Raw genomic sequence first — 17,763 nt, 5'->3', positions numbered from 1 at the left:
GCCGAGGGCGGAGTGGCTGCACAGGCTGGGATCGGGGTCGTCGCCGGGCTGGTCCGCTCGGCGTTCCTCGTGAACGCCGTATACGCCGAGTCGGCACGCGAGCACGGCATCACCCAGCAGCAGGGTCAGCTGCTCTGCGTGCTGATGGCGCAGCCGTACGGCATGGGCGAGCTGGGCACGATCCTGGGCCTCGCGAAGTCGAGCATCACCGGCCTCGTCGATCGGACCGAGCGCAACGGGCTGGTCCAGCGCGAGCTCGACGCGCACGACGCCCGTTCGGTTCGGGTCGCGCTCACATCGCACGGTGCCGAGCTCGCCGACACCTTCTACGCCGAGACCTGCCGGCGCATCGAGCGGCTCCCGGCCGCGTTGGAGACCTCCGAACGCGACGAGCTCGCCGCGCTGCTGGGTCGGATCGTGCTGGACAACAAGGTCCCGGTGGTCTTCAAGGAGCTCGACCAGTTGTAGTTCGCACCACGAACCAATATTGTTCGTGGTGCGAACTGATTTCTTCTGGGAGGCATTGCCATGCGTGACATCGTCTTCGGGTTCGGCGGCGACACCGGGATCGAGGATCCGTCGGTGCTGCTGCGCGCAGCGGTGCAGGCCGACGAGGACGGGCTCGACCTCGTCTCGGTCGCCGACCACCCCTACATCGGCGGCAACCTCGACGCCTACTCGGCGATCGGCTTCCTGCTGGGACGGACGCGCCAACTCGCCGGCCTGGTCAACGTCACCAACCTGCCGACGCGGCCGGCGCCCATGCTCTCGCGGGCGGTGACGTCGCTGTCGGCACTCTCCGGAGGGCGGGTGGTGCTCGGCATGGGGGCGGGCGGACGCCTCGGCCGGATCGCGACGATGGGTGTCCCGCTGCTGACGCCCGGCGCGGCCGTCGAGGCGTTCGAAGAAGCGATCGTGCTGGTCAAAGCTCTGTCGGGAGGTGGGCGGCCGGTGACGTTCGAGGGTCGTCACTACCGCGTCGACCAGGTCGAACCTGCACCCGTACCGGCACCTGCGGTATGGACGGGCTCGGTGGGGCCGCGGTCGCTCGCGGTCACCGGACGGGTCGCCGACGGCTGGATCCCCGGACACGCGGCCGACTGGCTCAGCGAGCGCTACCGGACGTCGAGGCTCGTCATCGACGAGGCGGCGGCGGCCGGGCGCGATCCCGGCGAGATCCGCACCATCTTCAACTTTCCCGGCGCCATCACCGAGCGGCCGTTGGCCGCCACGCGCGACCGTGACGGGCGGTGGGTCGGCGGCTCGGTCGACCAATGGGTAGAGGAGCTGACCGGCGCCGTCCTCGATCACGGCGCGTCCGGCTTCACCCTCTTCTCCCCGGGCGGTGGCGAGTACGGGCTCACCGCGCTGCGCCGATGGGGGCTCGACATCGCGCCGGCCATCCGTGAAGCGGTGGAGAAGGAGCGGGCCGCGGCGTGACCTCCATCGCGTGCCTTCCGACTGACGCATCTCGCGCGTAGGTTCGAAGGGACGGAGGGGGCAAGCGCGTGGCCGAGGGCGGTGTGGGTGTCGTCGTCGTGCGCCCGAAGGAACGGCTGCCCCGCGAGATCTGGGTGCTCGTGCTCGGGTCGTTCCTCATCGCCATCGGATACGGGATCGTGGCGCCGACGCTGCCGATGTTCGTGCGCAGCTTCGACGTCGGGATCACCGCGGCGTCGCTCGTCATCAGCATCTTCGCGTTCTCGCGGCTGACGTTCGCACCGGTCAGCGGCCGGATCGTGGCCCGGTTCGGCGAGCTGCCCGCCTACATGGTCGGGCTGTCGGTGGTCGCGGTCTCCACGGGCGCCTGCGCGTTCGCCCAGGAGTACTGGCAGCTGCTCGTGCTGCGCGGCGTCGGTGGGATCGGCTCCACGATGTTCACCGTCTCCGCGCTGACCCTGCTGCTGCGGATCGCGCCGGTCACGATGCGCGGCAGGGCGTCGGGGATGTGGGCGACCGGCTTCCTGCTCGGCAACATCATCGGGCCGCTGGTCGGCGGCGTGCTCCTCGTGGTGAGCCTGCGCACGCCGTTCCTCGCCTACGCCTCGCTGCTGGTGGTCGTCGTGATCGTCAGCGGACTGCTGCTGCGTGCCCGTCCGGGCGAGGTCGGCGAGGTGGACGGTGATCCCGTCGAGCCGGCCCGGTTCTCCACGGCGTTTCGCCACCCCGCCTACCGCGCGGCGCTCGTCGCGAGCTTCGCGAACGGGTGGGCGGTGTTCGGGGTGCGGGTCGCGCTCGTGCCGCTGCTCGTCGTCGAGGTGCTCGAACAGGCTGAGTCGTGGAGCGGCATCGCGCTCGCGGTGTTCGCCGCGGGCAACGCCGCGGCCCTGCAGATCTCGGGGCGGCTCGCCGACCGGCGTGGTCGCAAACCACCGGTCGTCGCGGGGCTCGTCGTCTCGACGGTGGCCACCGCGGGGCTCGGCTTCATCACGTCGCCGATGCTGTTCCTCGTGGTCAGCCTGGTCGCGGGCGTCGGGAGCGGGCTGGTCAACCCACCGATGAACGCGGCCGTCGCCGACGTGATCGGGGCGAAGGGCCGGGGTGGCACCGTGCTGGCCGGGTTCCAGATGGCAGCCGACCTCGGCGCGATCATCGGCCCGATCGCGGCCGGGGCGCTCGCCGAAGGCGGCGGGTACGGCAGCGCGTTCGCGGTGACCGGAGCCGTCACACTGGTCGCGCTGCTCTTCTGGATCCGCGCACCGGAGACCTTGCCGCAGGCCGTGCGGCCGAAGGCGGCCGAGGACGCCCTGCCGGAGTGCTCGATGCAGGAATGCCCGGCTAACCCCCGACGCTGACCCCGATCAGCATGCCGACGAGGTACGTCGCGCCGGCCGCGATCGCGCCGAAGAACAGCTGCCGCACACCGCTCATCCACCACGTGTGCGTGGTGAAGCGGGAGGTCAGCGCGCCGGCGACGAACAACCCGACCGCGCCGACGAGCAGGCCGAGCGCCAGCGACGAGTAGCCGAGCAGGAACGGGACCAGCGGGATCACCCCGCCCACCGCGAAGCAGAGGAACGACGAGATCGCGGCCGTCCACGGCGACGGCTGCTCGTCGACGTCGACCCCCAGCTCCTGCGCGATGTGCACCTTGACGGCGAGGTCGGGATCGGCGTGGATCTCGCGGGCGACGGCCTCCGCGGTCGCCTTGGTGAGCCCCATCTGCTCGTACATCTCGGCGAGCTCGGCCTGCTCCGCGTTCGGATGCCGGCGGATCTCGTCGCGCTCGACGGCCACCTCGTTCGCGACGGCGTCGTTCTGCGTCCCGACCGACGCGAACTCGCCCAGCGCCATCGAGAACGCGCCGGCCACGAGCCCGGCCATGCCGGTCAGGACGATGATCTCGCGGGTGGCCCCGCCGCCGCCGACGCCCGCGACCAGCGCGATGTTCGTGACCAGGCCGTCCATCGCCCCGAACACCGCGGCGCGGAGCCAACCGCCGGAGATGTCGCTGTGGTGGTGGTCGGCGGCGTGCTCCGCGAACTCCGCCGGCCCAGGGAGTTCCGTCATCCCGTAACTCTAGGGACTAGGCCGCCTCGGGGGACCCGATCGTGGAACGCCGGCGCGGCTACTCTCGAAACGTGGACAAAGGTCGTGTGCTGGACGTCATCGGCACCGTGGCCAGGCTCGGCCTCGCCGCGATCTGGCTGGTCTCGGGGATCCTCAAGGCGGTCGACCCCGACCAGACCTACGTCGCCGTTCGTGCCTACGACGTGCTGCCCCGCGACGCCGTCGGCGTCGTCGCCGCAATGCTCCCGTGGGTGGAGATCGCGTTCGGGGTGCTCATGCTCGTCGGGATCGGTGTGCGGGTGGTCGCGGTGCTCTCCGCGCTGCTGTTCCTGCTGTTCATCGCGGGTGTGGCGCAGGCGTGGGCACGAGGACTCTCGATCGACTGCGGCTGTTTCGGCGGCGGCGGAACCGTGGAGCCCGGCCAGACGACCTATGTGCAGGAACTGCTGCGGGACATCGGCTTCGTGCTGCTCGCGGCCTGGTTGATCGTGCGGCCTCGCACGTTGCTCGCGCTGGACGCGCGGCTGGTGAACACGGGAAGGACCGGTTGATGGGCGGAGCGACGCGCAACGAGAAGAAGCGCCGGCAGGAGGCCGCCGAGCGCAGGCTCGCCGCGGCGGGCATCAAGCCGGGCAAGACCAAGGCCGCCAAGGACCGCGTGCCCATGATCATGGTGGCGGTCGTGGTCGTGATCGCTGTGCTCGTCGGTGGTGGCATCTGGCTCAGCCAGCTGGGCGCCTCGACCGGTGCGGTCACGACGAAGGCGGCCAGCGCGTCCGGCCCGGTCGTCACCGTCGGCGACGGCCCCGTCGTCATCGACGTGTACGAGGACTTCCTCTGCCCGCAGTGCGAGCGCTTCGAGCAGCGCTACGGCGCCCAGCTGACAACCGCGCTCGACAAGGGGCAGATCACCGTCCGCTACCACGCTATCGCGATCCTGGACAACCTGACCAGCCCGGCCGGCTACTCGACGCGCGCAGCGAACGCGGCCCTCTGCTCGGTGCCCGCCGGGATCTTCCCGGCGTTCCACAAGAAGCTCTTTGACAACCAGCCGTCCGAGCGCAGCGCCGGCCTCACCGACGACCAGCTGATCGCGTTCGGCACCGAGCTGAAGGCGCCGGCCGACTTCGCCACCTGCGTGCGCGGCGGCACCCACTCGGCCAGTGTGAAGACCGAGACCGACGCCGCTGCCGGCACGCCCGCGCTGACCACGAACGGCACGTTCGGCACGCCGACCGTCGCCGTCAAGGGCGCCAAGATCGACCTCAACGACACCAACTGGCTGACGACGGCGATCGGCGGCTGAGAACCCGGTCGTTCAGCCCTCTCGGGAGGGGTGCGACCACGTGATCGTCGGTCGCTTCCCGCCGAGGTGGCGCCCGAACCAGTCCAGGATGATCTCCGCGCGCTGCATGCGGTGGCGCGGGGATCCGCTCCTGGACAGCTCGTGGCCCTCCTCGGGGAAGCGCCAGTACTCCACGGGCTTGCCCAGCACCCGCAGCGCGACGAACAGCGCGTCGGCCTGCTCGATGTGGCAACGCAGGTCGTCCTCGGAGTGCAGGATCAGCACGGGCGTCTCGATGTCCTTGACGTACGTGACCGGCGAGATCCGGCGGTAGACGTCCGGCCGGTCGACGTGGTTCACACCCAGCTCGTGCCGGAAGAACCCGGCGGCGTCGGAACTCCACTCCTCCGACTCCATGTTGTTGACCGCACGCTCGCTGCACGCGGCGGCGAACCGGTTCGTGTGCCCGATCAGCCAGCTCGTGAGGTAGCCGCCGTAGGAGCCGCCGAGCACGCCCACCCGGTCGGGGTCGAGCCGCGGCTGCCGTTCCAGCGCGGCGTCGAGCACGGCGAGCACGTCGTCGGCGTCGATCCCGCCCCAGCCCGTCCCCGGGAAGTCCGCGGCCTCCGGCGGGCGGATCGAGCGGGCCCACGCGTCGGTGTGACCGGTCGAACCGTGCGGGTTGCAGTAGACGACGGCATAACCCGCCGCCGTCCACAGCTGGAACTCGTCGAACCAGCTGTTCTGGTACTGCGTCATCGGGCCGCCGTGGATCGAGAGCAGCACCGGGACCCGCTCGTCGGCACCTTCGGGCAGGATCAGCCACCCGTCGACGTCACCGTCGCCGGCGGGGGAGGGCACCGTGAAGTGCTCGGGAACACGGGACGCGACGGTGCCGTGGAACGCCGACCCGAGCGACGTGAGCTGCCGCTCCCCGCCGTCGCGGAGCACGAAGAGCTCCGGCAGCGCGCTCGGCGTCGACGCGACGAACGCAATCGTCCCGCCCGCGACGTCGAACCCGTTGACCGCTCGCGTGCCGCCGATGAGCAACTCGACGTCGCCGGAGAGGTCGGTCGCGACGCGGTGGACGTGCGTGTTGCCGTGATCCTCCAGAGCGAAGACGAGGTGGTCGCCGTCCCAGATGAGCTCGCGGCAGCTGGACGGCGCGCACTGCCGGTCGAGTGCGGCCGTCAGCAGCGTCTGCTCGCCGGACTCGACGTCGAGCAGCGAGACCTGCGCGTGGGTGGGGATGATCTGCTCGCTGTCGGCCAGGGTCGCGATCTTGCGGCCGTCGGCGGAGAACGTGGGCTGGAAGTGCGAGCGCGTGCGCGCGGTGAGCGTCCGCGGTTCGGCGTCGGGCTCGTCGACGTCGATGACGTGGATGTCCTGGGAGTTGTCGGCGATGTCCCAGTCCTTGGCGCGGGCCGCGGTGAACGCGAGCGTGCGCCCGTCGGGGGACCAGACCGGGGCGCCGTTCTCGTACGGCCCGCCGACCACGAGCCGGGCCTGCGCCGACCCGTCCGCCGGCACGACGAAGATCCCGCGCGGGCGGTCGATCGTCCAGCCGACGCCGTCGAGCCGGGAGAAGAGCCTGTCGATCCGGCGCGGCGGGCGCGCCCGCTCGTCGTCACCCTCCGAGTAGCGCTCCGCCCGCTCCCGCGACGCGAACGCGATCCGGCTGCCGTCCGGCGACCAGCGCGGCTCCTCGATGCCTTCCGGCCGCTCGCACAACGTGACCGTCTCGCCCGGCACCCCCACCGGGATCACCTGCAGCGTGCTCTTCCCACCGTCACCGCGGCTGCTGGTGAACGCGATCCGTCGGCCGTCGGGCGACCAGATCGGGCTGCCGTCGCCGTGCTCGCCCCCCGTCAGCTGGTACGGCGGGGTCGAGCCGTCGGCGGCCGCCAGCCAGACCGCGCTGCGGTACCGATTGGCCTCCAGGTCGACCCGACTGACGACAAAAGCCACCTGGCTTCCGTCCGGCGACAGTCGAGGGTTCTTGACGGTGACGAGACGTCCGATATCGGCAGGCTGCACCAACCGAACCGTAGGGCAGCGCGCCCGGCTCGGCGACCCGGTTCGAAGTCGTGGCGGCCGGTCGTGTACCGTCGTCCAGGCAAGGGGCTGTGGCGCAGCTGGTAGCGCACTTGACTGGCAGTCAAGGGGTCAGGGGTTCGAATCCCCTCAGCTCCACTCTTGCATCCGAAGCCCCGCCATCTGCATCACTGCAGGTCAGGCGGGGTTTTCTGCGTTCGTAGTCGATCTCTAGTTGATGTTCACAGTGGATCGTTCAGCGTTCAACTGGAGCAAAACTGGAGCAGGCGATGGAAGCTGGACGAAATGGGGTCAGGATCTGCTCCAGACTTCTTGGTCGGTTCGGGTGATGTTGGGGCAGGTTCGCGACTGTTCGCCAGGTCGATGGCCACGGCTACAGTGCCGCAGTGGCGTCGCCCCATCCACCGCCTCCGCTGCGACCTTCTACGTGCGCGCTTCTCATACGCACCGACTTCAGCGACGAGCGATCGTGGGAGGCCCTCCGCGAAGCCGTCGGAACTCCATCGGAGGACGACTTCCTGGCCGTCGTCGACATCGTCGACGACGTGGCATACCGAAACCTGACCGCATCCCAGCTGCGCGACCTGCACCCCGAACCGCACTGCAGCAGCCTCAGCGTCTTCTTCGTCGCCGACACCGCCGCGATGGCGTCGGCCGAGCACCCTCTCCTCGTGCCGGCCCCCTCCCGCGGGCCGGAGCAAGTTGATCACAACGAGCCACCACGTGCCGAGTTCCGGGTTGTGGTCACCAGCCTGTGGTCGGTGGAGAACAACCTGTCCATCTCGAACATGGACTGGGAAGAGTTCGCTGATAGCGTCGACGATGACGGGGTGTTCCGCGGGGTCTAGGACTGCAGTCGGCGATCTGAGGCGCTGGTCTGCGGATGGTCGAACCCGACGTCACCGTCGCCCACGACCCGATCGCGCTGGCCTCCCTGGCCGGCCCTGCCGCTCGACACAGCGTCGTTCTGATGCGACCGCACACAGGTGATGGCATCGTCACATAGGGCATGACCTGGGCCGACTTCACCGTCGGGGACGGGGTCGCGGAGAAGATCACCTGTCCGGTGCTGGTGGCCAAGGGGAGCACGATCAGACGCTCGCCGGTCAGCCCGAGCAGTTGTTCGCTCACCTCACCGCGCCGGCCACGCTCCTGGAGTTCAACGCCTGCTTCGGCGGCGCCCTGCACAACCAGGTCGACGTCCTGCGTTGCGCCGCCGGCGCGATCTACGACTGGCTGGACGATGTGCTGATCCCTGACACGACGCGCCGCAGACCGCTGACCGGGCACGTCGGTCGGATCGGCACAGCACACCGCGGCTGGGTGTCAGCCGCCCAGCCCGGCCAGCCGCAACGGCACACTTGCAAAAGCACCACCAGTGCTGTCGTCGCTGCAGTTTCGTGCGTGGTGTTGCGATGGGATCGGCTCTCGCGGTTGATGCGGAGCTGGAGACGGGGTGCGAGCGGTCGACGTGATCGGGTCGTTCCCGGGCGTTGCGCGCCTTGCCTGGGTCGAGGCAGCTCGTGCCGGATCTCGATCGGCAGTTCGAGATCGGACTCCAGCGGCTGCTCGACGGCATCGAGCCGTTCCTCCATCGCTGATCGGCTCCCAGATGCTGACCAACTCGGTGGACGCGTCGCGTCGTGATGCTGTCCGTCGCCGGTGCGCGTGTCGGCACGACCGATCCGGCCAACCGCGACCCCTTGGCTCTTGGACAAGGAGCTCGTTTCACTGGCAGTTGGTCCATTGACCGGATGACCTGGCGCAATCCCGGAGCACCAGGATGCGCGCACCTGTGCAGACGGATCTGACTGCCCCAGGCTGCACCACTCGACTCTCATCGGCTTGCCATAGTCATAATCTGACTAGTAAGGTCATGACTATGGCACTCGACAGGCGTTCGACCCTGGGGCTGACCGTGCTGGGGCTCCTCGCCGCTGAGCCGATGCACGCCTACCGGATCCAGAAGCTGATCAAGGACTACGGCAAGGACCGGGTCGTCAACGTTCGGCAGCGGGCGAGCGTCTACCAGGCGATAGAGCGGCTGCTGAAGCTCGGGCTGATCAGGGCGGAGGCCGTCGACCGCGCCGCTGGTCGGCCGGAGCGGACGACCTACGCGATCACCGATGCCGGGCGCGCGACGGCGCGATCGTGGATCAAGGAGATGCTCGCGACGACCGGTGCCGAGTTCCCGGAGTTCCCGGTCGGCCTGTCGTTCCTGACGATGCTGACCCCTGATGAGGCAGTGGCCGAGCTCGAGATCCGCGCGGCGGGGGTCGACGCCCAGCTCGCCGAGATGGCCACGGCGCTCGAAGGCTCCGCGGGAGTCGCCCGCATCTTCCTGGTGGAGGAGGAGTACCAGCAGGCGCTACTGGTCGCCGAGCAGCGCTGGCTCCGCGGGCTAATCGCGGACCTCCGCGGCGGGGCGATCACCTGGACCGACGAATGGCTGCGCCGACAGGCCGCCGACTTCGCTGCGAAGCAGGAGGAAGAACAATCATGAGGAACGTCCCCGTCCTGATCGTCGGTGGTGGCCTCGCCGGCCTCACCAGCTCCCTGTTCCTCGCGCGCCAAGGGGTGCCGTCGCTGCTGGTGGACCGGCACCCTGGCGTGTCGATCCACGGGAAGGCGCGCGGGATCAACCAGCGGACGATGGAGATCTACCGCGCGTACGGGATCGCCGATGCCGTCGCGCGGGCAGGTGCACCGTTCGACGAGGAGTCCGGTGTCGCCTTCTGCGAGTCGCTCGCGGGCGAATGGAAGTGGCTCGTCGACGCGGACGAACCGCGGGCCTGGCCGGACCTCACCGCCGGTGAGTTCTGCATGGCCGATCAGAACACCGTGGAGCCCGTCCTGATCGAAGCCGCCCGCGCGGCCGGTGCCGAGCACCTGCGCGACACCGAGATGATCTCGTTCGACGTGGACGCCGACGGCGTGACGGCGACGCTGCACCACCGCAGCACCGGCGACCGGGAGCAGGTCCGGGCCCGGTACCTGGTGGCCGCGGACGGCAACCGGAGCACGATCCGCAGCCGGCTGGGCATCGCCCGGACGATGGAGCGGACGTTCATGCACACCGCGAACATCGTCTTCCGCGCCGATCTCGCGCCCTTCGTCCCGCGCCGGGCACTGTTCTGGATCATCGCCAACCCGGGCGGGTTCTCCGGCGGGCTGGTCAGCGCGGCCGATCCGAACCGCTGGCAGGCGTCGGTGGCGTACGACCCGGCGGTCGAGTCCGCTGCGGACTTCACCGAGCACCGCTGCACCGCGCTCGTCCGGGCCGCCGTCGGCGCGGAAATCGACGTCGAGATCGAGGGCGTCGGGGTGTGGGAGCAGGCGGTCGGCGTGGCCGAACAGTACCGGCGCGGCCGGGTCTTCCTCGTCGGCGACAGCGCCCACGTGTGGCCGCCGGCCGGCGCGCTCGGCGCCAACACGGGCGTGCAGGACGCGCACAACCTGGCGTGGAAGCTTGCCGCCGTGCTCGGCGGCCGGGCCGGGGACGACCTCCTCGACACCTACGACGCCGAGCGCCGACCGGTGGCCGAGGCGCTGGCCCCCGCGATCGTCGCCCACCAGGAAGCGAGGATGGGCGGCGGGTCGGACGGCGGGTCGGGCGGCGCTGAGCTGGACAACCGCGCTGCGGTGCTCGGTGCGAGCTACGCCCCCTGCCCGGAACCCGGCCCGGCCGGACGGCCGTGCGTCGGCCACCGGGCCCCGCACCTGTGGCTCGGTGCGGTCGCCGCGCACGACCTGTTCGTCGACGAGTTCGTGCTCCTGTGCGACAGTCCGGAGTGGATGGAAGCGGCCCGGTCGGCGGGTGTGCGCGCCCATCGCGCGGACCACGCGGACGGCTGGGCGGAGCGGTACGGCTCCGGTGCCGTCCTCGTCCGCCCCGACGGCTACGTCGCCTGGTGCAGCACGCGGGCCGCGTCGGCGCCCGACCTCGCCCATGACCTCGCCGATGCCCTCGACCGGGCACTGCACCCGGCTCCTCCCACGAACCGGTGACGGGCGACGTTCTGCGAGCGGCGCGGTCCGCGACATGGCGCAACATCGCCCCGCTGGGCTCCACGCGGACGCCGTCCCGCAACACCTCGAGTGACCCCAATACACGGAACGCCACCCGCAGCTCGGGTCTGTTCATCAGAGATCGAGCCTACTGAGCCCGCGCCGATCTGGTGGATCGGCTGGTCAGGATGCTGTCGGGGCGTGATCTGTGGTCGAGCGGGCGACCGGTCAGACGACGGAGCCGGCCGAACCTGCCAGCAACGTGACGCCTGCCGTCGCGAAGTTGGCCAGGTCGGCCCGGGTCGCCCGAGCCTCCGGTTCCGCCATGCTCGCGCCGTAGGCCGCCTCGGACTCGTACTCCATCACCGCCACCAGGTAGTACGGGGGCAACGTGCCGTCCGGGCCCGGTCCGGGCCTCGTGACCGTGTAGCGCTGCAGGCCGGGGATCGTGGCGGCGAGCGGCGCGTGGACCCCGTCGTAGTGCTCGTCGAACCGGGCGGAATCCTCGGGATGGTTGTAGAGCACGGTGACCTGGAACACGAGACCTCCTCGTTGCGGGACAGATCCATTCTTAGCGGATCGACGACGCCCCGGGTCAGGCGCTCCCCCTGGTGGGGCCGAAGGCCGGAGTCACCGGCCTGACACCGGCGGTGTTGTCGGTGTCATCGATGTCAGAACCGTGACAGCCGGGCGTCCGGGGTGTCGGTGAGCGTGGTCGCGACACCACGAAGTCCGACCACGGGAGATCCGACATGTCCACGTTCACCACACCGACCCCGATCACCGCCACCATCACCACCGCGGGCGCCCTCGTGCGGATCGTCGCCGGTGAGCGGACCGACACGGTGGTGCGGGTCGAGCCCGTCGACAGAGCCCGCCGCAAGGATGCGCTGGTCGCTGCGAAGACCAACGTCGGTTTCTCCGCGGGCGTGCTGGAGGTTAAGACGACCAAGTCGGGCGACCGGAACGGGTCCGTCGCCATCACCATCGAACTGCCCGCAGGGTCCGGCTTGGTCTTGAACACCGCATGGACCTACGTCCGAGCGGACGGGGTCTTCGGCGACTGCGAGGTCAACCTCGCGTCGGGGCAGGTCAGCCTCGAGCGGGTCGCCGCGCTGCGCGGCGGTCTCGGGACCGGTGGGCTCGAGGTCGGGCACGTCGCCGGATCCGTTGTGCTGGAGGGTGGCTCGGCGGGGGTGCGCATCGGTGAGGTCGAGGGTGCCGTCCGGTACCGGGGCACGTCGGGCAAGGTCTGGATCGGCCACGCCCGCGCCGACGTCGACCTGAGTGGGGCGAGCGGTCGGTTCGAGGTCGACCGAGCCGACGGCAGCGTGATCGCGAAGGCGGCCGACTGCCCGATCCGGATCCGGCGGGTCGCCCGCGGCCAGGTGGAGCTGATGAACGCGTCCGGTGGCATCGAGATCGGCGTGAGCGCGAGCGCCGCCGCCGCGGTGGATGCGAGGAGCACGAAGGGGCTGGTGCGCAGCTCCCTCCCTGTTCAGGGCGGCACCGGCGAGGACCTGGCGGTCTTCGCCCGGACGCGGCTCGACGACATCGTCATCCATCCGGCGGCCTGAGAGATGGCCGCCGCGGCGCCGATGCGGTGCCGCTCCGGCCACCGCTGGCAGGATCGACGGGGTGCAGATCAGGATCCTCGGCCCGTTCGAGGTGCGTGCCGACGACGGGAGCGTCGTCGACGTGCCGGGGGCGCGGCTGCGCGGGTTGCTGGTCGCCCTCGCGCTCCGCGCCGGCCAGGTGGTCCCGAAGGCGACGCTCGTCGACTGGATCTGGGGCGAGCACCCGCCCGCTGACGCGGTCAACGCCTTGCAGCGCCTGGTCTCCCGGTTGCGCAAGGCGGTTCCGGGAGCGGCCGTCGAGGGCCTGACGGACGGCTATCGCCTGGTGGTGGCGCCCGACGCGGTCGACGCAGTGCGGTTCGAACGGCTCTGCGCCCATGCCCGTGACGACCAGGGATCGCTGCGGGTGAAGTGGCTGCGCGACGCGCTGGACCTGTGGCGCGGACCGGCCATGCAGGACGTCGGCCTGCAGGACAGTGAGGCGTTCGACGCCGCGGCCACCCGGCTCGACGCGTTGCGTCTGGCGACGACGGAAGATCGCTTCGACGCCGAGCTCGACCTCGGTCGTGGGGCGGACCTCGTCACTGAACTGTCCGACCTGGTGGCCGCGCATCCGATACGGGAGAAGCTGGTGGCGGCGCTGATGCGGGCACTGGTCGCGGCCGGCCGCAACAGCGAGGCGCTGCAGGCGTACCAGCGCGTGCGCGAAGCCCTTGCCGACGAGTTGGGGGTCGACCCGGCTCCCGAGCTGTCCGCGTTGCACGTGGCGCTGCTGCGGGGTGAGCTCGGACGCCGCGAGGACACCCGCACGACCAATCTGCGTGCCGAGCTGACGAGCTACGTCGGCAAGGACGCCGATGTCGCCGCAGTGCGCGACCTGGTCGCCGGCTACCGACTGACGACCCTGACCGGCCCCGGTGGCTCCGGGAAGACCAGGCTCGCCACGGAGACCGCGCGCACGCTGCTCGGCGACCTGCCGGACGGGGTGTGGCTGGTGGAGCTCGCCGCCATCGGCCCCGACGCGGACGTGGCGCAGGCGACGCTGTCCGGGCTCGGTCTGCGGGATGCGCTGCTGGGGGATGTGTCGAGCCTGGAGCCGGTGGACCGGCTGGTCGCAGCGATGCGCGACCGCGCGATGCTCCTCGTACTGGACAACTGCGAGCACGTGATCGAGTCCGCTGCCGCGCTCGCCCATCGCCTGCTCGGGGAGTGCCCGCGGCTGCGGATCCTCGCGACGAGCAGGGAACCGCTCGGCATCACGGGTGAGGCGCTCTGGTCCGTCGAGCCGCTCGCCCTCCCGGCCGCGGTCGCGCTGCTGACCGACCGCGCCGCGGTGGTGCGCAGGGGCTTCGCCGCCGACGAGCAGACGATGGCGCGGGTCTGCCGAGCGCTGGACGGGGTGCCGCTGGCGATCGAGCTCGCCGCAGCCAGGTTGCGCACGATGTCGATCGACCAGCTCGCCGACCGGTTGGCCGACAGGTTCCGGGTGCTGACCGGCGGCAGCCGCACCGCGCTGCCCCGGCACCGGACGCTGCGCGCGATGGTCGACTGGAGCTGGGAGCTGCTGACCGACGCCGAACGCGTGGTCCTGCGGAGGCTGTCGGTGTTCGCCGGCGGCGCGAGCTTGGCGGCAGCGGAACGCGTCTGCGCGGGCGATCTCGTCTCCGACCACGAGGTCCTCGACCTGCTCGGCTCGCTGACCGAGAAGTCCCTGCTGGTCGCGACAGGTGACGGCGCACCGCGCTACCGGATGCTCGGCACGATCAAGGAATACGGTGCCGAGCGGCTCGCCGAGGCAGGGGAGGGTGAGCCGGCGCGGCAGGCCCATCTGGCGTGGTTCACCGAACTCGCCGAGACGGCAGAGCCGCGGCTTCGCCGCGCGGAGCAACTGGAATGGCTCGCCACGCTCAGCGCGGAGCACCACAACATCACCGCGGCGATGCGCGGTGCGCTCACCGCCGGTGAGGCGCATGCCGCGATGCGGCTGGCGGCGGCCGCCGGCTGGTACTGGTGGCTCGTCGGCCGCAAGGCCGAGGGCATGGAGCTGATCACCGCGGCCATCAACACCCCCGGCGACGTGCCCGACGAGATCCAGGCGGTCGTGTACGCCCTCACCTCGATGTTCGTCACCTCCGGTCCGGGTGACCTCGGCGAGGCCGCGGAATGGGTCCACAAGGCCTACGAGCTCGGCAGAACCGCTCGGCGCCACCACCCCGGGCTGCGGCTGGTCGTTCCGCTGGAACGGATGCTGCGCGAACCGGATGCGGTCCTGCCCGCGTGGGAGGAGCTGCTGGACGACGAGGACCCCTGGGTGCGTGCGCTGTCCCGCCTGCACATCGGCAAGTTGCGGGTGATGCTCGGCCTCGGTGACGAGGCGGAGGCATGCTTCGAGGAGTCGCTGGTCGAGTTCCGGGTGCTCGGCGAGCGGTTCGGCATCTCGTTCGCGCAGACCGAGCTGGCCGATCGCATCGCCCTGCGCGGTGAGCTCGTCGAGGCGTGCGAGCACTTCGATCAGGCGATCGCGGTCGTCACCGAGATCGGCGCGCTCGACGACGTCGTTCTGCTGGACGCCCGGCAGGCACGGTTGTATTGGCTGATGGGCGACACGGCCGCCAGCACGGCTGCCGTGGCTGAAGCGCAGCATCGTGCCGAGGGGGTCACCTGGCCGGGCACGTTGGCCGCGCTGGCGCTGGTGAAGGCCGAGCTCGCCCGGTGGAACGGCGATGCGTCGGAAGGGTTGGGCCAGCTCGACGTCGTGGTGTCGCTGCTGGGTGCAGAGGCTCAGCAGCCGTTCATCCGCGCGGCGAGCCACGACCTGTACGGCTACTTCGCCGACGATCTCGACGAGGCGCGGAAGCATCGGGCAGCGGCGTGTCAGGCCGCAGCCGAGGTCGAGCATCCCCCCGTGATCGCGCAGGTGCTCGTCGGGGTTGCGGACCTGGCGCTGCGGTGCGACCGGTACGAGCAGGCCGCACGGCTGCTGGCGGCGAGCGCGAGCGTGCTCGGCATGACCGACCGATCCAACCCGGACGTCTCGCGGATCGAGCAGGCCGCACGCTGCCGGCTCGGCGACGCGGCGTTCGACGCGGCAGCTCGGGAAGGCGCCAAGACGAGCTGGAGCGAGCTGGTCGCGGCGGCGCTGACCGCCTGACCGGTGCCCTGACGCTGCTAGTGCCCCGTCACGAAAGGTTCACCACGGAACTCGGGCGCCCAGTCGCCCGCTGGCGGCGTTGCCGCCCTTGCAAAGACGCCCGGTCTGAGCTGCGGGCGGCGCCTTGCCAGCAGACGACTGGATCACCCGATTCCCGCGCCAAACTTCCGTGACGGGGCACTAGCCGGCGGTGTCAGGGCGGTGACAGGCCCGTGTCCGGGCTCCCCGTGATCGTGGTGGCACATCACCACGAGGGAGACCCCGATGCTTCAGACAGCTTCCGTGCCCCAAGGCCTGCCGATGGACCGCGACGCCGGCCCGTTCGACCCGCCCAGCCAGATCACCGCGCTGCGTGCAACCCGCCCGGTGAGCCCGATGGTCTTCCCGGACGGCCACCGGGGTTGGCTGGTAACCGGCTACGACGCGGTGCGGCAGGTCATGTCCGACACCCGGTTCAGCAGCCGCCAGGACATCGGCGTGATCCATGTGCCGTTCGAAACGCCGGGGATGCCGGCTGCCACCGACCCGTCCCCGCAGGTGCCCGGGCTGTTCATCAGCATGGACCCGCCGGACCACGCCCGGCTGCGGCGCAAGCTGACCGGCGCGTTCACCGTCAAACGCATGAAGCAGCTCGAAGAGGGCATCATCGCGATCACCGAGCAGCAACTCGACGCGCTGGCCCGCCTGACCCCGCCGGTCGACCTGGTCGGCGAGTTCGCGCTCCCGGTGCCGTCGCTGGTGATCTGCGAGTTGCTCGGTGTCCCCTACACCGACCGCGAGACGTTCCAGTCGAACTCCTCGAGGTTCATGGAGCGCGACATCGACCTCGACGCCAAGATGGCCGCGTTCGGCGCGATGATGGGTTACCTCGGGGAGCTGTGCGCGGCCAAGCGCGCCGAGCCCGGCGAGGACATCCTCTCCGACCTGGCCCGCGACGAGGAACTGACCCTCGAAGAGCTTGCCGGCATGGCCTTCCTGCTGCTGCTCGCGGGACACGAGACCACCGCGAACATGCTGGCGCTGGGCACGTTCGCGCTCTTGCAACACCCCGATCAGCTCGCGGAGCTGCGCGCAGACCCGTCGCTCCTGCCCGACGCCGTCGAGGAGCTCCTGCGCTACCTGTCGGTGGCCGACATCTTCTACCGCTACGCCGTGGAGGACATCGAGGTCGGCGGCGAGACGATCCCCGCAGGCTCGACCGTCGTCGTCTCCCTGCTGGCCGCCAACCGCGACCCGCTGCGCTTCGAGCACCCCGACACCCTCGACGTGCACCGAAAGGTTCGCGGTCAGGTCGCCTTCGGCCACGGCATCCACCAGTGCCTCGGCCAGCAGCTCGCCCGCATCGAGATGCGCGCGGGCTTCGCGGGGCTGCTGCGCCGATTCCCGACACTCGCGCTGGCCGTCCCGCCCGGTGAGGTGGCGCTGCGCACCGATATGAACATCTACGGCGTCCACGCGCTGCCCGTCACCTGGTCCTGACACCGGGTACCGGCAGCGAGATGGGCCCCAGCGCTGCCGGAACAGCGCTGGGGCCCATCTCAGTGGCCGAACCGGCCGCCAGCGCTCCAGGATGCTGGGCATTGATTGGGCCGGTCCGCACCGGGGTTGGGCCCCTCGTGGTCTGGATCTGGGCCTTTCCCCGATCTACGTTTCTCGTATCGCAGCCCGGATGGCTCGGGCTGTGAATAGGGTCCCGCACAGCTGTGCAAGGCCTGCCGGCGCTGGGTTGCTGACGTTGCGCAACCCGAGGTCGCAGGCCTTGTGCAGTGCGGGCGCCGCCCCCGTTGATGGCCAGCTTGCTGACGATGCGCAAACGGCAGACGGGGGACGACTGATGGGCCTTGGTGTGCCCATTCTCGCCTTCTTCCTTCGTCGATTTGTGAGGCTGTTGACATGTTCGGACGCGCAGTGTGCGGTGGTGGAGCCTGTGGGCTCGCCGTGCGCGCCGGCGTCCGGCCGGTCAAGCTGCGAATGACGGCGAGAAGTCGGTTCTGGGTGATCGTGCGTTGGGCCCTCGGTCTCCTGGTTGCGGTCGGCACGCTGTGGATGGGGGCAGCGCTGTTGGCAACTCCCGCATCCGCTGCCGTCGTGGTGGTGCCCACCACGTCGGTACTGAGGGCAGCGAAGGACCGACCCGCCGGAAACCAGTTCAATGCTGCTGGCGGAGATGACTCCGA

The 17,763-nt window shown here is 70.5% G+C and carries 14 protein-coding genes and 1 tRNA gene; 12 read left to right on the top strand and 3 right to left on the bottom strand.

Annotated elements, in window-relative coordinates; all coding sequences use genetic code 11:
• Positions 1-12: 12 nt before the first annotated feature.
• From LL648_RS00285 to LL648_RS00275, 3 genes are all read left to right on the top strand, one after another.
• Positions 13-468 carry a MarR family winged helix-turn-helix transcriptional regulator gene (locus tag LL648_RS00285; protein WP_232660309.1) on the top strand — a complete coding sequence of 152 codons (456 nt, stop codon included), beginning with the start codon at positions 13-15 and terminating at the stop codon, positions 466-468.
• 60 nt (positions 469-528) lie between these two features.
• Entirely contained in the window at positions 529-1,440 is a 912-nt protein-coding gene (locus tag LL648_RS00280; RefSeq protein ID WP_232660308.1) for an LLM class flavin-dependent oxidoreductase, read from the top strand.
• Positions 1,441-1,508: 68 nt separating this feature from the next.
• Positions 1,509-2,795, top strand: coding sequence for an MFS transporter (locus tag LL648_RS00275; RefSeq protein ID WP_232660307.1), 1,287 nt, complete (start codon positions 1,509-1,511; stop codon positions 2,793-2,795).
• On the opposite strand, the gene LL648_RS00270 is transcribed toward LL648_RS00275, so the two are convergent.
• Entirely contained in the window at positions 2,779-3,510 is a 732-nt protein-coding gene (locus LL648_RS00270; protein ID WP_232660306.1) for a VIT1/CCC1 transporter family protein, read from the bottom strand. The genes LL648_RS00275 and LL648_RS00270 overlap by 17 nt on opposite strands.
• A 71-nt stretch (positions 3,511-3,581) precedes the next feature.
• Between LL648_RS00270 and LL648_RS00265 the strand changes: the two genes are divergently transcribed.
• Together LL648_RS00265 and LL648_RS00260 are read left to right on the top strand one after the other, a co-directional pair.
• Positions 3,582-4,061, top strand: coding sequence for a MauE/DoxX family redox-associated membrane protein (locus LL648_RS00265; protein WP_232660305.1), 480 nt, complete (start codon positions 3,582-3,584; stop codon positions 4,059-4,061).
• On the top strand, positions 4,061-4,816 hold the full coding sequence (locus LL648_RS00260; RefSeq protein ID WP_232660304.1) for a DsbA family protein: 756 nt from the start codon (positions 4,061-4,063) through the stop codon (positions 4,814-4,816). Before LL648_RS00265 ends, LL648_RS00260 begins: the two co-directional genes overlap by 1 nt.
• Before the next feature lie 12 nt (positions 4,817-4,828).
• Here LL648_RS00260 and LL648_RS00255 read toward each other — a convergent pair whose 3' ends face one another.
• The gene (locus LL648_RS00255; protein ID WP_232660303.1) at positions 4,829-6,832 is read right to left on the bottom strand and encodes a S9 family peptidase; all 2,004 of its coding nucleotides are present in this window, start codon (positions 6,830-6,832) and stop codon (positions 4,829-4,831) included.
• An 83-nt stretch (positions 6,833-6,915) separates the two neighbouring features.
• Here LL648_RS00255 and LL648_RS00250 point away from each other — a divergent pair.
• The 4 genes from LL648_RS00250 (at position 6,916) to LL648_RS00235 (ending at position 10,858) form a co-directional block, all read left to right on the top strand.
• Positions 6,916-6,988, top strand: a tRNA-Ala gene (locus tag LL648_RS00250).
• Between the two features lie 248 nt (positions 6,989-7,236).
• Positions 7,237-7,698 (top strand): DUF6924 domain-containing protein, encoded by a 462-nt coding sequence (locus LL648_RS00245; protein ID WP_374111947.1) that lies wholly within the window; start codon positions 7,237-7,239, stop codon positions 7,696-7,698.
• A gap of 1,034 nt (positions 7,699-8,732) precedes the next feature.
• Complete coding sequence (locus LL648_RS00240) at positions 8,733-9,353, top strand: PadR family transcriptional regulator (RefSeq protein ID WP_232660301.1); 621 nt, start codon at positions 8,733-8,735, stop codon at positions 9,351-9,353.
• A complete protein-coding gene (locus tag LL648_RS00235; protein WP_232660300.1) occupies positions 9,350-10,858 on the top strand; it encodes an FAD-dependent monooxygenase in 1,509 nt (502 codons plus the stop codon). Before LL648_RS00240 ends, LL648_RS00235 begins: the two co-directional genes overlap by 4 nt.
• A gap of 228 nt (positions 10,859-11,086) precedes the next feature.
• Here the strand turns inward: LL648_RS00235 and LL648_RS00230 are convergent, their stop codons facing one another.
• Positions 11,087-11,398, bottom strand: a complete 312-nt coding sequence (locus tag LL648_RS00230; protein WP_232660299.1) for an EthD family reductase — start codon at positions 11,396-11,398, stop codon at positions 11,087-11,089.
• A 212-nt stretch (positions 11,399-11,610) separates the two neighbouring features.
• Between LL648_RS00230 and LL648_RS00225 the strand changes: the two genes are divergently transcribed.
• The 3 genes from LL648_RS00225 to LL648_RS00215 all read left to right on the top strand — a co-directional run bounded on the left by LL648_RS00225 (position 11,611) and on the right by LL648_RS00215 (position 17,065).
• Positions 11,611-12,435, top strand: a complete 825-nt coding sequence (locus LL648_RS00225) for a DUF4097 family beta strand repeat-containing protein (RefSeq protein ID WP_232660298.1) — start codon at positions 11,611-11,613, stop codon at positions 12,433-12,435.
• 61 nt (positions 12,436-12,496) lie between these two features.
• On the top strand, positions 12,497-15,586 hold the full coding sequence (locus tag LL648_RS00220) for a BTAD domain-containing putative transcriptional regulator (RefSeq protein ID WP_232660297.1): 3,090 nt from the start codon (positions 12,497-12,499) through the stop codon (positions 15,584-15,586).
• 264 nt (positions 15,587-15,850) lie between these two features.
• Positions 15,851-17,065, top strand: a complete 1,215-nt coding sequence (locus tag LL648_RS00215) for a cytochrome P450 (RefSeq protein ID WP_232660296.1) — start codon at positions 15,851-15,853, stop codon at positions 17,063-17,065.
• The last annotated feature ends 698 nt before the right edge of the window (positions 17,066-17,763 follow it).

Source organism: Pseudonocardia sp. TRM90224, assembly GCF_021245725.1.
Lineage (GTDB): Bacteria > Actinomycetota > Actinomycetes > Mycobacteriales > Pseudonocardiaceae > Pseudonocardia.
Note: the sequence above shows the minus strand (reverse complement) of the source record. Positions and strands in the feature narration are given on the sequence as shown.